This is a genomic window from Streptomyces sp. CCM_MD2014 (assembly GCF_000772045.1).
In the GTDB taxonomy this organism is placed as follows: domain Bacteria; phylum Actinomycetota; class Actinomycetes; order Streptomycetales; family Streptomycetaceae; genus Streptomyces; species Streptomyces salinarius.
In genome coordinates this window covers 2,913,661-2,927,941 of record NZ_CP009754.1, presented here as the reverse complement: position 1 = coordinate 2,927,941, position 14,281 = coordinate 2,913,661, and the positions used below count along the sequence as shown (strand labels likewise).

General features: G+C 64.7%; 11 protein-coding genes and 2 pseudogenes. 11 read left to right on the top strand and 2 right to left on the bottom strand.

The genetic code is table 11. From position 1 onward, the window contains the following. Window positions 1–216: 216 nt before the first annotated feature. The 7 genes from NI25_RS12615 (at window position 217) to NI25_RS39070 (ending at window position 7,805) form a co-directional block, all read left to right on the top strand. Window positions 217–777 carry a bifunctional DNA primase/polymerase gene (locus tag NI25_RS12615; RefSeq protein ID WP_078884602.1) on the top strand — a complete coding sequence of 187 codons (561 nt, stop codon included), beginning with the start codon at window positions 217–219 and terminating at the stop codon, window positions 775–777. Continuing rightward, on the top strand, window positions 767–1,087 hold the full coding sequence (locus NI25_RS12610) for a hypothetical protein (protein WP_061442541.1): 321 nt from the start codon (window positions 767–769) through the stop codon (window positions 1,085–1,087). Before NI25_RS12615 ends, NI25_RS12610 begins: the two co-directional genes overlap by 11 nt. A gap of 4 nt (window positions 1,088–1,091) precedes the next feature. Next, on the top strand, window positions 1,092–1,412 hold the full coding sequence (locus NI25_RS37565) for a hypothetical protein (RefSeq protein WP_078884601.1): 321 nt from the start codon (window positions 1,092–1,094) through the stop codon (window positions 1,410–1,412). Window positions 1,413–1,896: 484 nt separating this feature from the next. Beyond that, window positions 1,897–2,628 (top strand): SAVMC3_10250 family protein, encoded by a 732-nt coding sequence (locus tag NI25_RS12605; protein ID WP_061442540.1) that lies wholly within the window; start codon window positions 1,897–1,899, stop codon window positions 2,626–2,628. A gap of 66 nt (window positions 2,629–2,694) precedes the next feature. Then, window positions 2,695–4,833 carry an AIPR family protein gene (locus NI25_RS12600; RefSeq protein ID WP_061442539.1) on the top strand — a complete coding sequence of 713 codons (2,139 nt, stop codon included), beginning with the start codon at window positions 2,695–2,697 and terminating at the stop codon, window positions 4,831–4,833. Beyond that, entirely contained in the window at window positions 4,823–6,163 is a 1,341-nt protein-coding gene (locus NI25_RS12595; protein ID WP_061442538.1) for a serine/threonine-protein kinase, read from the top strand. The genes NI25_RS12600 and NI25_RS12595 overlap by 11 nt, the downstream gene beginning before the upstream one ends. A gap of 748 nt (window positions 6,164–6,911) precedes the next feature. Further along, complete coding sequence (locus tag NI25_RS39070; protein ID WP_158508442.1) at window positions 6,912–7,805, top strand: DUF4231 domain-containing protein; 894 nt, start codon at window positions 6,912–6,914, stop codon at window positions 7,803–7,805. Between the two features lie 831 nt (window positions 7,806–8,636). Here NI25_RS39070 and NI25_RS39240 read toward each other — a convergent pair. Both NI25_RS39240 and NI25_RS12590 read right to left on the bottom strand, forming a co-directional pair. Then, window positions 8,637–10,205 (bottom strand): P-loop ATPase, Sll1717 family, encoded by a 1,569-nt coding sequence (locus NI25_RS39240; protein ID WP_148315123.1) that lies wholly within the window; start codon window positions 10,203–10,205, stop codon window positions 8,637–8,639. Between the two features lie 276 nt (window positions 10,206–10,481). Then, a complete protein-coding gene (locus tag NI25_RS12590; RefSeq protein ID WP_233520722.1) occupies window positions 10,482–10,829 on the bottom strand; it encodes a UTRA domain-containing protein in 348 nt (115 codons plus the stop codon). A gap of 145 nt (window positions 10,830–10,974) precedes the next feature. Here NI25_RS12590 and NI25_RS12585 point away from each other — a divergent pair, with 145 nt between their 5' ends. The 4 genes and pseudogenes from NI25_RS12585 (at window position 10,975) to NI25_RS12570 (ending at window position 14,201) form a co-directional block, all read left to right on the top strand. Next, window positions 10,975–11,235 carry a hypothetical protein gene (locus NI25_RS12585; protein WP_061442537.1) on the top strand — a complete coding sequence of 87 codons (261 nt, stop codon included), beginning with the start codon at window positions 10,975–10,977 and terminating at the stop codon, window positions 11,233–11,235. Continuing rightward, window positions 11,232–12,601 (top strand): annotated as a pseudogene (locus NI25_RS12580) (replication initiator). Before NI25_RS12585 ends, NI25_RS12580 begins: the two are co-directional and overlap by 4 nt. Then, entirely contained in the window at window positions 12,591–12,803 is a 213-nt protein-coding gene (locus NI25_RS12575) for a helix-turn-helix transcriptional regulator (protein ID WP_061442536.1), read from the top strand. Before NI25_RS12580 ends, NI25_RS12575 begins: the two are co-directional and overlap by 11 nt. Next, window positions 12,800–14,201 (top strand): annotated as a pseudogene (locus NI25_RS12570) (tyrosine-type recombinase/integrase). Before NI25_RS12575 ends, NI25_RS12570 begins: the two are co-directional and overlap by 4 nt. Window positions 14,202–14,281: the final 80 nt, after the last annotated feature.

Here is a 14,281-nt window from a genome sequence, read left to right as displayed (position 1 = left end):
GTTCTGTTACTGAATGTACGTGCTGGTCATCGCTTCGTGCAGGCAGTAACCGGAGATCATCTGCAAGAGAAGAGGAGGACGGGGGGTGACGCATTGCGCGTGGACGCGTCATCCCCCGTCACCCCTCGTCATCTGCCCTGACCAGGGGCCGGACCGGAAGTCTGGAAGTGCTGCGGCACCGGGGCCGCAACGTAGTCCGACTGAAGGTGAGACGTCATGCAGAGGATGACCAGGCGCGGTATCGAGTGGCTGTCTGCGGCAGCGGACGATCCCGCTCAGTGCCGGCAGATCTGGGCGGATGATCCGAGGATGCCTTGCCTGCTCGCGACGGGGCGCCTCTTCGACGTGGTGAGCGTAGACCAGCGCCTCGGCCTGGAGATGTTCGACCGGCTCTTGCGCAGTGGCTTGCCGTTCGGCCCTTCGGTCGTCGACCGCAAAGCACAGCGCGTTGGCTTCTTCCTCGGCTCGAACAGCCGCGACACTTTCTCGCACTTCCTCGGACGAGAAACGCCCTCCCCGCCGCCGTACCGGTACCTCGGCCATGGTTCCGCCGTCGTAGTGCCTGGACCCATCCCGCTCTCCGCGGACCGATACCAGTGGCTCCGCGCGCCGACGCGCCGGCCGGACGCCAACCCGCTGCGCCCGGTCGCCCTCGCGACGGCTCTTGTGGCCTCCGCGGAACTCCTGGCGAGGATCGACCGCTTCGACGAGCAGTACCCGACTCCGTATGCGGCGGTCGCTGCACTCCCCGAGGAGACCACCACCGATGCGGGATGAGCCGACCAGCGGGCACGACTTCGCCATGTGGTCGCCCCTCGACAGCGACGGATGGTACGCGGCCCGAACCGCCACCACGGCACTACGGGACGTTTTGGTACGCGCAGGTCTGGAGAAGGACTTCCCCTACCTGCGTGCGGATTTGAACGCTTTCGGGCACGGCCTCGTCGAGCTGGGCCGAGTGTCCCCCGACACGGCCGAACGCCTCGCGGAGCTCTTGCGCTTGGCGCTGGCATGCGGCCTGGGCGCGGACCGCGACGTCTCTGAAGCTGCGCAGAACACTACCGATGAGCACAGGGGAAGGACCTGACGTCATGACCGACCGGCGAGGAGTGGTGGCCAAGTGCGCGGAGGACCTTTCGCTTGGCGTGCCCTACGTCCGCGGCTGGAACCGCGCTCGGCGAAGCGCTGGGACTCTAGCCGAGCAACTGGTGCTGCTCGGACTGGACTGTGACTTCCCCGGCCTGGCGGCTGACGTCAACGTCTCCGGTGATGGGTTGGTGCAGTTGGGAGCCATTCGCCCTGAGGCGGCCGAACTGCTGGCACGGTTGATCATGGCAGGGCTGGAAGCGGCGCACCGTGGCCCGATGGGTGAAGCGCCTATGACCACTCGACGAGAAACGCCGGCTGCTTGAACCGCTGCCCGGACGCCGGTTGCGCCTCATCTGGAGGCAGTCCCCGCATTCAGACGACCGGGCCCCTTGGTGCTCTCCGGTGCTTTCCATGGCCTGCCGCTCGGCCGGGACCGGCGCCCAGCGCCGCAGCCCGGACGAACGGCAGGCCGTGTATGACATCAGCTTGGGAAGCTCGGCTCCTCTATGGCTGGTCGCAGGGCTGACCTGCGGCGGAGCGAGCCGGGGGCCTGACTGACCGGCGGCCTAGTCTCCGCCATTCCCCGTTGTTCCCCGCACGATCTGGCGCGCGTCTGGCACGGGCGGCCGTCTGAATTGTCCTGTCGCCCCGCTGGCGGCTACCGCTTCAGGGGTCGTTTCAACTGGCTTGATTACGTCCTTGGGACACGGGCGATCGATGAGGCCGCTGTGGGTGCGAAATGGCAAGATGAGCCCGTAGTCGCGTGACTGATAGACCGAAAAGCGGAACAGCCGGGGGGCAGCGCCAGTGCGCGAGGTTGTCTACTTGTCCGAGGGCAAGCTGAGCGGGTTCCTGCCGGAGCCCCGGCGGGCCCTTCCCACCATCAAACTGCACGCCGGCGTATCGATTGCTGGGATCAACGTGGAGAGCCCCGGGCCGGACCACGACCGGGACCTGTTGCGCCACCTCAAACGAGTGGAGAAGGAGCTGGAGCGGCACGCGCCTTCACACCTGGAGCCTGACCTTGCTCCCGGCCGTTGGGTGCAGTTCGAGGCCCCGCTGAGCTGGATCACGCTCCGCGGCAGGTACCAGGACCTCGTGCTGTTCGTGGACCCGGCCCCCAGTCCTCCCGAAGCTGGCGTCACCCGTCGCCTGCTGCTCCACGGGCCAGCCCGACACCTGAGCGGCCGTCCCCCCGTCCAGATCGACGGACCCGCGCTGACAGACCTAGAAGGCGGAGGCCACAGTGCCGGTACTCTATTCGTCACGCAGGCTGGGCACGTCCTCGCGGCATTGGCCCAGGCCCAGGGTCCGCTCGGCCCCGACGCACGGGACGGCGACAGTCCGCTAGGACCGGCCACATCCCTGTCCCGGGCCGGCATCCGCGAGCTCCTGACAGCCCTCGACGCCGAGAGTGCCGAGGTCAGCACCTCCGCACTCATGATCGGCTATGCCCGGGTGAGTGCCCTGCTGCCCGCGACGGCCACCGAGGGAAGCTGTTTGGTTGCGAGCCCCTTGTTCGTGGAGTACGTCAGCTAGTGTGCCGGCCGGGCGGAGCCGAGGAACGCGCCGCGCGGAGCCGAAGCGTTCCAGAAGGAGCACGCCATGGAACACGGGAGTGAGGCCCTTCGCGGTACTCCCCTAGAGGTCCGGCAGATCCGTGCCGCCTTGCTACGGGAGTTCGTCGGCCTGCTCGACATGACCGACGTCACGCCCGGATCCCCGGCACAGCGCGAGAGGGCCTTTCTTTCCCGGACCCTGGCCGCGAAGGCGGTGCAGCTGGTCGCGGACTGTACGGCGGCGGAGGCGGCTGCAGCGGTCGTCGACGGAGCGGACGACCAAGGTATCGACGCCGTGTTCGTCTCACCAGCAACCACGGAGATCTGGCTGATTCAGGCGAAGTGGAGCGAGCAGGGCACCGCCCGGCTGGACAGCGTCGCCGTCCAGCAGTTTCTCCACGGTGTCCAGCAACTCCTCGACTTCCGGTACGACCAGTTCAACACGAAGCTCCAACAATTGGTCCCCAGGATCGATGCGTTGCTCAGCGAGGCAGCCCTTCGGGTCCACCTGGTTTTCGCCGTCCTGGGCGACGAGGGCATCTCGCTTGAGGCAGACGACCTGTTGCGCGAAGGCGTAACGGCGTTCAATCAGTTCGGGGAGCTGCTGGACTTCCGGATCCTGGGCGTGCCTGACTTGCACGCCATCGTACGGAGGGAGTCCTTGCCCGAGCCCGCGACGATCACCGCCACGCTGTCGGACGGCTGGCACATGAACTCGACCCCTTATCAGACGTATCTCGGCACGGTGAGCGCCGAGGAAATGGTCGGGTGGTACGAGCAGTTCGGCATGCGGCTCTTCGATCAGAACGTGCGCTTCCCACTGGGTGCAACCGACGTCAACGCGACCATGGTCGACAGCCTGCTTAACGCCCCGCAGGAGTTCTGGTATCTCAACAACGGCATCACGGTGTTGTGCGACTCTGTCCGGACCACGTATGTCGCCCGACGCGCTCAAGGTCAACCGGTTCAACTGGAATTGGGTAACGCAAGGGTCGTGAACGGTGCGCAGACGGTAGCCGCCGCCCGTCAGGCATACGAGCGGGAACCGCAGGCGCTTGCCGACGCGCTCGTCGCGGTCCGCCTCATCTGCCTGGACGGGGCGCCGAACGACCTGGCACAGCGGATCACTCGAGCGACCAACACGCAGAACCACGTGGAAGCGCGGGACTTCGCCGCGCTGGACCCCCAGCAGGAGCTCATCCGTCAGGACCTCGCCCTGTCGCTGGGCAAGTCATACGTCCTCAAACGCGGCGGCCCGGAGCCGTCACCAGCCGCAGGGTGCACCATGGCGGAGGCGGCGCTCGCCCTAACCTGTGCCTACCCCGATGCCGCTCTGCTCGCCCGGTACCAGGCGGACGGCGATGTCATGTGGCGCCGCGGCTCGGGCGGCTTCTACTCCCGGCTGTTCGACAATCGACCGGGCGCGTTGCAGATCTGGCGCTCCGTCAACCTGTTGCGCCATGTCCGTGACGAGCTGGCGGTCCTGGCCGATGGCCTGGAAGGACGCGAGCGCGTGGTCGCCGACCGAGCCGGACTGCTGGTCGCTCACGCAGTCTTCCAGTTGATCGGCGGCGACGGAATCGATGAGCCGGGGGATGACTGGGAAGCCCGGGGCCAGGGCGCCGTGAAGCGCACCGCCGAGGTCCTTGCCGCTCTGACCGACCACCTGGACGCTCGCTATGGCCAGCACGCCTTCCTCACCAGGATCTTGCGCGACGAGCAGAGTTGCCGACACCTCGTCTCGGACGTCTTGCAGACCCTGCGACACGGAGCGGGAAGAAGACTCGTCGCTCCGCCGCGTCCGAACCGTGGGCGACGTCCCAACGCAGTGCCCCTCCTCGTCCAGTATCGGCTCATCGACGATGGTGCCCAGCTGATCTACCGTCCGGGCACCGTCACGGAGCGGGACGCCGTGAGCGAGTGGCTCAGCGGGGGCCCTGAGCGGTACCTGGCCGCCTGGGTCAACGACGCGCGCAAACCCCTGATCTGGGCGCTGGACGGCCAACGTTACTCACCGTCCGGACTCGTGCTAAGGATCTGGGAAATGGCCGAGTGGGCTGAACAGCCTGCGGCAGTGCAAGGTACGAGGCGGTGGTACCTGCCTGGCGAAGGCACACTGGCCGATCTCGCCGGCGAGCTGCTGGCGGACATGGAAGCGGCGGGCGACGGTCCTGGTGTGGAGTGAGGGGCAGGTCCTGGACGAGCGCTACGAGCTGCGCCGACGACTCGGCCGTGGCGCCATGGGGGAGGTCTGGCGGGCGTACGACCGCCGATCACGGCGAGCAGTGGCCGTCAAAGGCATCCATCGGGAACTCCTCGACCCTCATCACCCCGGGGAACTGATCCGGCGCTTCACGCTTGAGGCCAATCTGCTGGCGGGCTGGAAGCACCCGGGCATCCCGGCGTTCCTCGACGCACGCGTGGATTCCGTCGCAAGTGACGCCTACCTGGTGATGGAGCATGTCCTCGGGAGGGACCTTACCCAGGTCATCGCGGAAGGGCCCCCCTTGTCCGAGGACGAAGTCGTGTCCCTTGCTGTCCAGATCTGCGACGTCCTCGAACACACCCACGCGATCCCCGTTATCCACCGGGACCTCAAGCCCGCAAATATTATGCTGACAGACCGTAACCGAGTCGTGGTGCTGGATTTCGGCGTGGCCAAGGTGTTCAGGACGGATCAGACACGGCTGACCCAGAACAACCGGGTCCTGGGCACCGTCGCCTACATGTCGCCTGAGCAGTGTGAGGGACGCGAGGTCCATCCGCGCAGCGACCTGTACTCCCTTGCCTGCGTGCTCTACGAACTGCTCACCGGCATAACGCCCTTCCCCGACGTGGACGTCGCCCGAGCCATGCATCATCATCGGTACAAAATGCCGGAGCCGGTCAGTCTTCTGCGTCCCGGTGTCTCGCCGGCGCTGGAGGCCGTCATCATGGCCGGACTGGCGAAACGGGCGAGCGACCGTCCGGCCAGCGCCAGCGAATTCCGGAGACGACTCGAGTCGCCGCACGAGGCCCTCGCCACCTCCCCGCCCGCCTCCTCCCACTTGCTCCCTCCACTCTCCGACCCAGCCGGTCCGACGCTCGAGTCGCTCTCCACTGCCGTGCGGATCACACGCGCGCAAGCGCTCTTTCAACAGGGGTTTATTGCACAAGCCATGCTGGCGTACGCCCGCCTCGCACAAGACCTGGCAGATCTCGGTCCGGAGCACTCCGAAGACGTGGTGCGGTGCCGCTTCGGTCTCGCGCGGTGCCAGAGGCACCTCGGTTACCTGGAAGAGGCCCTCAAGACCCTCACGGCACTCGCGGATGAGTTGCGGTCCCGGTCACCTGACGACCGCCTGCTGCTCGAGGTCCGCTTCCATGTCGGTCAACTGTTCCTCGACCTGGGTGACGAACATGGCATCGCCGAACTCGCCGAGGTCTACAGGACCCTGACGGACGCCGCTCGTCAGGAAGATGAGGCATTAACCGAAGAGGTTGGTCAGGCACTTACCCGCGCCACACTGGGGTGATATCTGGACAGCTCCAGATCGCTCTTCCCTGCAGGAGAGTCAAACTCAGTGCCTTCGGCCATACATCAGGGCGGTTGCCGCCCTGCAGCAGCCCCAATCCCGGCCCAGAGTTCCAGCGCGTCTAGGCTCGATGAGCAAGCGGGACAACCTCTATAGGAGAGAGGCTGGGTGATCTGCGGGCTGAGCTGCGGCTTCGCTGGCCGAGGGAGCGAGCGGCTACTGAACCGCGGGGCACCGGTGTTGACCATGGCTAACCCCTGCATCTGGCACGGTTGTGGCACGAACCTCAGCCCATGAAAGCCAGCCTCGACGGCGGGTGCGCCGACCTACCAGGCACGCGTATGCCTCGCTGCACCCCCACCTACCCCAGCCACGCTACCGGATGTCGCCGGCCAGTCCCTCCGCGGCGAGTGGAGCGGCACACGACTCGGGAGGGCCCGTGCGGCTGGTCCGGGCTTGTCCGCAGATAGTTCGCGACGCACCAAGACCTGGTCGTCTCAGAGCGGCTGGACACCGACGGGGCACGCCTGTTGAGCACCCCCATGCGCCCCCTGTGCGTCTGCTGCCATGACAAGAGGAGATAAAGGCTTGACATGGCGTGAATACTCCCAGCTAGTAAAAAACTTGAGAAACATCCGCAACACCGATTACTTATTTTCCCTCAAGCGACAATACGGCCTTGTGACCCAGTGAAACTATCCGTACTCTCCCAACGCATCTAATCAGCGATTCGGAGTACGGGGGCGCTGTGACCGACGGACAGGGCGGTACAGGGGGGCACGCGCACTTGACCGGAGGAGCTACACCCACTCCTCCTGCGTTGACGGACGAGGAAGAAAGAAGCCTGCAAGAAGAGTACCGGCAGCGCGTAAAAGTTTTCGACGAGATCGAAGACGACTTGCGCGCCTCGAGAACCTTTCAGCGCATTTTCGTCCTATGCTTATTCGGTGCTATCGCGCTAGCCTTTTTGCTGGGATACACGGTTGTAGTTGGACTTTGGCAATCGAAGCCAGAGTTTACACGCTGGGCTGGACTGGTAATTGTCCTGGGGCTCTGGGTTGCCCTAACCTGGACCATTTGGAAGAACCGCAAGAAGATTGTTGATCGCGCCGGATCCCTCCGTAATGCCTTGCAAGACCGACAGACAGCCGCAGCCCGCCTGCCGCTGGACTCTCCATCTGGGCTTCGAATCTACCGCGAAGCATCACTCGATTTGATCGCCCAATACCGAAAGGGGGCCAGCCGGAATAGGCGTGTACATAACATATTCCAGCTGGTGATCATCAGTGGTTCGATCGTAACATCGACGCTCACCGCCATGAATGAAGGCAGTAACAAAGCTCTCGCTGTCGCCACTTCGGCCCTAAGTGCTTTGGTCGGCATCTCGGCTGGTGTTACGGGATACTTCAAGTTTCGGGAGCGCGGCTACAACCTGCAATCCACCGCAGATGAGATCGAAAAGCACTACAACGCTTCTCAATTTATGCTTGATGATTACGCGAGCCAGAACGGAACTCCCTTGGCTGAAGCGGACCGTCTGCGTCTGTTCGCGAGATGCGTGGAGCACCTTAAGGAAGAGCAGCGAAAGCGTGAACTGCAACTAGAGCAGTCCAGCTCGGCTCGCGAGGAACGAGCCAGTTAAATCCCGCTAAGCACGCTGGCGAGCCTACGGAGAAGAGTCCGTGATTGCAATGTGGCGGTGGTTGCTGGCACCGATAAGCCAGTGGCGCGCTCATCGATTAGTGAAACATCACGGTCCATCGCTTGATTACAGAACAGCATGGTGCCTGGTATTGCTAGCTCAGGATCCGGCATCCCTTCCTTACGTGCGTCGACTACGGATTGAAGATGGAAGCAGCAGTTCCCGAATAGGCGTCGTGGTGGACGTCTGGGTTCAAATTAATGAGGCGGAGAGGAAAAGGCGGATTAAGTGGCTGCAGCGATATTCGGAGACGCCCTTGTACAGGCTAGGAATCACGGAGGAGCTGATCGAGTTAGCTGCTCTTTCTGTCACGGAGTGGTCCTTACCACCTAAGTGCCCAGCTACGTCCATTGTGGTTCAGCAACGAGGCGGGAGGCCTGAGTGACTATGACGCGTCTGAATCGACTGCCTTCGAAGAGCTGACAGTCCGCCCTGCTGCTCAGTGAACCCCGAGCCGGCCGACTCCATGAGCTTGCCGTTCTCTGGACACCAGTGGCCTCATGATCTGCGGCGCACCGAATGGTGATGTTTGCCGTGGCTGACCCCTGCATCTGGCACGGTTGTGGCACGAACCTCAACCGCCGACAGTCAGCCAAGATTGTAGGGGCGCCAACCGACCTCGGCCGCGCTATCGGGCTGCCGACTACAGCAACCCGCGACGGCCTATAGATTCGGCGGCCAGGGAGGGCTCAGATGGGTAGCGTGGTAGGCCCAAACAGAGTGTGCTGTCGATCTCGGTCGAGAGGATGGGAGCGCGCGAGGCGAGGTTATTCAACCTTGTTCTTCGATTTCATCATTCACCTCAATCGTCACGCCTTCGGCTGTACCCTGGACCAAATTCAAGGCTGGACGATACAGGAATGGCACCCAAAATTCGGGGTCGATGAATGTTCCCCGCTTCTCGAAGAAGCCGATATCCACTAGCCTTAGCGCGACCTCTTTAGCCTTCTCTTCTGATTCTCTCCAGATTGCAGTCAGGCTCTGCACGCTGTGATTCGTCTTCTGCCCTTCCAGCATTTCCAAGTAGTTGCGAAGATGTGGGTATTCAGCGTAAAGAGTTTTCGTTAGGCGAACATCCGAAACGGCGGGAAGTGCTTCCTTTAGAGCGCCCCGCTGAAAAAGAGGCTCTCCTTCGGGCTCCGCCTCGCCAATTTCCAGCCATTTCATCTGGACATCACGCGTCTCGGTGAGCAAATGGATCAGTTCCCGCGGAGCGGTCAACCGACTACCGTCACGCGTACGACTAAGACACCAGTCGAAGGTCTGTGGCTTGTTCGGGCCGCCTTCAACTTGGAGTGGATAAACCCTCTTGAAGAGAGCAGTCTGCGCCTGGGTGTCGGTTTTCACGTCAGAAGGCGACACATTGTAGTGCTGGACGAGTCCTGGGTTGCGTACAAGCCGCTGGGCAACCAACTGAAGCAGGGCGCCTCTATCCCACTTCAATACCAATTCGCGGGTGATGTGGCTTGCTTCCCTAAATCCCGAGCTGGTAATTGCCTTCCAGATGTCAGTCCGCAGAAATATTTTGAGACGGACGTGCTGTAGGTCGTTCAGATCCAAGTAGACCTTGAAGAGTGCCCTTAGCGCATTTCTTTCGAACTCGGGACTTCCCACAAATGCTACGTCGAGTCGATCGAGGAGGAGCCAGATGTCGACGTCATCATCTGCGAGGGCTCGGTCTGCTGCGGCGTAGAGCTCATCAATGTAGATGTCGCCCTGGGCTCGCTCTGCAGAGCTAGGTTCACTGAACTGAATTCGCGTACTCAAGCCAGTTAGGCCACCTGTGGCCGGATCGAGCGCAAGAGTCGGCTCAACCTCTGTAGGTCGCAGTATTCTACGGACGTAATCCAGAGCGTTCTTAACGTGCGTGCGGAGCGAGATTTTTCCAGCAGGGCGAAGTCGCGCATCATTCAGAAGTCGAATTACGCGCTTTGCATCTTCACCCTTGACTGAGTACTCTTCGAAAGCATCTGCGATCAGGCCCAAGAAGTAGAGTTTCCATAGACTCATGAACTCAACTTCGCTGAGCGGAGGATCCTCCACCAGGCTAGAGAAGGCGGGTGTTCCACGGGGTGACTCAGCAGCGCGGATCAGGATTCCGCGATCGAAGAGCTGGTCTTCTCGAGAAACGAGCGTTGAGTAGATGGCACTTTTTCCAGAGCCTTTAGGGCCATAGACCACGTCCACGTCACCGCGCCACACACGGTTCCATTGCTCGGTCTCGACGAAGTAGGTCGCAAGTTCATCGACTTCGTCTTCGGCCACTCGTTGTCCGAGTGAAAAATCCTTCAGCACGTCGCGCTTGATGACGTACCCCCCCTGCACGCTCAGTGGTGTCACTGTTACACAGTAAAGGTGCTGGGGCCGAGCAGTCTACGACTCCTGACTGTTCCGGCACTTGGCAACTAGAGCCAGCGAGGCTCGTGCCGAGGCGGCTACGCAAAGCCGTGGAGCTCTGGCGTCGGACGGCCGACTGTTACGCCGCGGCACGGGTGCCGACCGGGCTGGAGCGGGACGGAGGCAGGAGCGCAGGCCCGGCCGGGGGCGGGCCGCTCGCGGGGAGCGGAGCGAGTCACCTTGATGACGTGGAGAAAATCTGAGCCAACTCGGGCCGTGCTACAGCCGGAACGACAACTCCAGCTCGTCCCCGGGAAGGTGGAACTCCTCCAGGGCGAGAGGCCTATCTGACGCGGTGAGGGTCACGCGGATGGCGTGGAGCAGAGGGACCCCGTCGGCCAGGCGCAGCGCTTGGGCCTGGTCCGGTAGGGGCATGCGCGTGCGGACGTACTCCGTGAAGTGGAGTTCGTGGCCCAGGCCCGTTAGCGCCGTGTAGAGCTCCGGCGCCGGCGGTGGTGCCTCCTCCTCGTACTTGGTGTCGATCAGTACCGAGAACGGGATGTACGTGCGGTGGAGCTGGCGGAGCTGGCCGTGATCCGCGGTCTGCAAGGCGTCGTACGTGTACATCGGACGGCGTCGTCGGGGTCCCTCCCGGGGAACGGCAGTGATCGCCCGTACGACGGGCTCCCGACGGGGCGCGAAGTCGCCAAACCCGACCCCGTCAGGAATTCACTCCATCCGCCACGTGAGCAGTGAAAGGAGCACTCACACTTTGTCCACCGCGCACCATTCGCGCGCATCCCCGTTCCTCGACTGCGAACTCTGGCAGCGTGACGCGCAGGTCGTGACCTGCGCCGGACGGGAACAGATCATTCTCGTCGAATTCGACGGAACCGAGCAGTGGCTGTGCCCCGCGCACGCGGCGGCCGTCTGGCTCACGGACCCGACGCTTCGCTTCAGCGCCAAGACTCGGCCCGAGGGGATCTCGGCCGTGATGGGGCAGGCGTTCGGCGGCGGGGGTGGTCGCCGATGACCACTGCGCTTCCGCAGGGCGTTGCGGCTCTCGTAGGCAAGGCGTCGGATTCGGAGTTCACGGCCTGGCGCCGGAACATCATCCGTCTCGGGGGCTGTACCAACCCGATTCATCTGGTCGGCGCGGCAACCGTCTACGACGCGACGACCGGCGCAGCCCTTCTCTCCTACAGCTCCGACGTCTATGGAGGGCGGCTGCTCACCGCGTGCGGCAACCGGCGTGCGACGGTCTGCCCGGCCTGTTCGGCTGTGTACCGGGCGGACACGTACCAACTCGTCCGCGCCGGTCTCGTGGGAGGTAAGGAGGTGCCGGAGGCGGTAGGCGGTCACCCGCAGGTGTTCGCCACGCTCACCGCTCCCGGCTTCGGCCCGGTCCACACCCGCCGGGAACGGGACGGGCATGTGCGGGTCTGCCGGCCTCGTCGGATCGAGGAGCGTTGTCCGCACGGCAACCCGGCCGGATGCCGAGGCCGGCACCCGGCGGACGATCCCCGTCTCGGGGGACCGGTCTGCCCACGCTGCTACGACTACGCGGGAGCCGTGCTGTGGCACGCGCTCGCCGGTGGGCTCTGGCACCGGTTCGGGTTGGAGCTGCGGCGGGAGGTCGCCCGGCGGGCCGGTTTGACGCGCTCGGTTCGGGGAGGTCGCCCGGCTCTCGTACGCGAAAGTCGCCGAGTACCAGCGGCGGGGACTAATTCACTTCCATGCCGTCATCCGGCTCGACGGTCCGGACGGCCCTGGCTCGGCTCCGCCCGGCTGGGGCGACCGTGCCGCTCCTGATGGCCGCGGTACGGGCTGTTGCCGGTCGGGTGCGGCTGAGCGCTCCCGGTGCGGGCGTGGTCGGTCCGCGAGTGCTGCGCTTCGGCACTCAGGTCGATGTACGGCCGGTCACCTCATACGGACGGAGCCCGGGGGAGCGGCCCGCTTCTGCGGGGGCCGTGGCGGGCTACATCTCCAAGTACGCGACCAAGGGGGCGGAGGCCGCCGGCGCGGTGGACGGCCGCATCCATCACGCGCGAGACATGGTCACGCTGCCCGTGCGCTCACACGTGCTGCGCATGATCAGCACGTGTTGGTGGCTCGGCGGCCTGCCGGAGTTCGAGCCGCTGGGGCTGCGCCGCTGGGCCCACATGCTCGGGTACGGCGGCGACTTCTCCACCAAGTCGCGTCGGTACTCGACGACGTTGACCGCGCTTCGGCAGGCCCGTGCCGACCATCGTGCGGAGCAACAGCGGACCGCCCTCGGCCTGGCCGACTGCCCCACGGTCACGATTGGCGAGTGGCGCTACGCCGGGCGCGGCTACTCACCGGAAGCGGCTCTCTTGGCTGCCTCGGTGCGGGAGGGCGGTGGTCTCCATGGCACGTGACAGCAGTGCGAAGTCGGCAGAGCTGCTCACGGTCCGGCAGGTGCTCGACGAACTGGGCGGCGTCTCCCGCCGCTCCTTCTACCGCTGGCGGGAACTGCGCCTCGCTCCCGTCTGTATCCGGCTGCCGAACGGGGAGCTGAGAGTTCGCCGTGACGTGCTCGATGAGTGGCTGGAGGAGCGGGCAGAGGGGGCGGCGTCGTGAAGTCGTACAAGGCTTCCGTCTGGAAGCTGTCGGTCAACAAGACCACCAAGAAGCCGACCTACCTGGTGCGCTGGGCGGTCGACGGACAACCGTTCAGCGAGTCGTACAAGACCAAGACACTGGCCGACCGTTTCCGGGCCAAGCTGGTGCGCGCTCTCGACAAGGGCGAGCCGTTCGACACCGTCACCGGTCTGCCCGACTCGCTGCGCGGCGGCAAGGCGGCGATGTCCTTCCTTGACCTGGCAGTGAGGTACGTGGATGCCCGGTGGGCGGAGGCGTCGGCCAAGCAGTGGGACAGCATGACCGATGCGCTGGCGACGGTCGTTCCCGTTCTGGTGAAGCCGGGGCGGGGGGCGGCCCGCTCCCGAGGTGCTGCGGCGTGCGCTGCGGTCGTACGTCTTGCCTGTGCCTCGTAGGGAGCGTGAGAGGCCTGAGGAGATCAGTACGGCGGTGAAGTGGATTGAGAAGGCGTCGCTGCCGGTGGCGGAGTTGCAGGAGATCACCCGTGCGCACGACCTGATCGATGCGCTGAGTCGGCGGCTCGACGGCAAGCCTGCGGCGACGCAGACCTACCGGCGGCGGCGCGCCGTGGTCTTCAACGCGCTTGAGTACGCCGTGGAACTGGAGTATCTGCCCTCCAACCCGTTGAGCAGGGTTCGGCGTAAGCGGGGCAAGCGCGCGTTGCAGGAGGTTGACCGCCGGGTGGTCGTCAACCCTCGGCAGGCACGGGAACTGCTGACCGCGCTCACGTACGTGGGTGGCTACGACCGGGCGAGTGGCCGGCGGCTACGGGCGTTCTTCGGGTGCTTGTACTACGCGGCCACGCGACCTGGGGAGGCCCTCGGCCTTCGCCGCTCCGACTGCACGGTTCCGGCGTCAGGCTGGGGCCGCATAGAGCTGGCGGAGACCCGCCCCACGGCGGGTAAGGCGTGGACGGACTCCGGGGAGGCGCACGATCGGCGCGGCCTGAAGCAGCGGTCCCACGGCGAGGTACGGACCGTGCCGATTCCGCCTCCGCTGGTGCGGCTGCTTCGCGAGCACCTGGAGGAGTTCGGCACGGCGACGGACGGCCGACTGTTCTCCAGTGAGCCGGGCAACGTGATCGCGGCGTCCTCGTACTCCCGAGCGTGGAAACAGGCGCGGGAACTGGCGCTCGTGCCCGATCAAGTGTCCTCGGTCCTGGCCTTCCGGCCGTACGACCTCCGGCACGCGGGCGTCTCCCAGTGGCTCAACTCCGGAGCGCCGGCGCCGGAGGTCGCCGCTCGTGCGGGCCACTCGGTGGACGTGCTGCTGAAGATTTACGCCAAGTGCATCGACGGCCAGGAGCAGGAGATGAAGGACCGCATCATGCAAGGGCTGGGGGAGGGGACGAACCTACGGACTGACAGCCGACCATGACAGACCGACCCAAGCCCCGGACCGTAAGAGGTCCGGGCTTCGGCCTGTCCACGGGTGGTCCACAGGGCTACTCTCAAGTC

Excerpts from the sequence above, each read along its gene's own strand:
- NI25_RS12615 (WP_078884602.1), top strand. The coding sequence starts at position 217 with ATGCAGAGGATGACCAGGCGCGGTATCGAGTGGCTGTCTGCGGCAGCG.
- NI25_RS12575 (WP_061442536.1), top strand. The coding sequence starts at position 12,591 with ATGGCACGTGACAGCAGTGCGAAGTCGGCAGAGCTGCTCACGGTCCGG.
- NI25_RS12600 (WP_061442539.1), top strand. The coding sequence starts at position 2,695 with ATGGAACACGGGAGTGAGGCCCTTCGCGGTACTCCCCTAGAGGTCCGG.
- NI25_RS12610 (WP_061442541.1), top strand. The coding sequence starts at position 767 with ATGCGGGATGAGCCGACCAGCGGGCACGACTTCGCCATGTGGTCGCCC.
- NI25_RS37565 (WP_078884601.1), top strand. The coding sequence starts at position 1,092 with ATGACCGACCGGCGAGGAGTGGTGGCCAAGTGCGCGGAGGACCTTTCG.
- NI25_RS12590 (WP_233520722.1), bottom strand. The coding sequence starts at position 10,829 with ATGTACACGTACGACGCCTTGCAGACCGCGGATCACGGCCAGCTCCGC.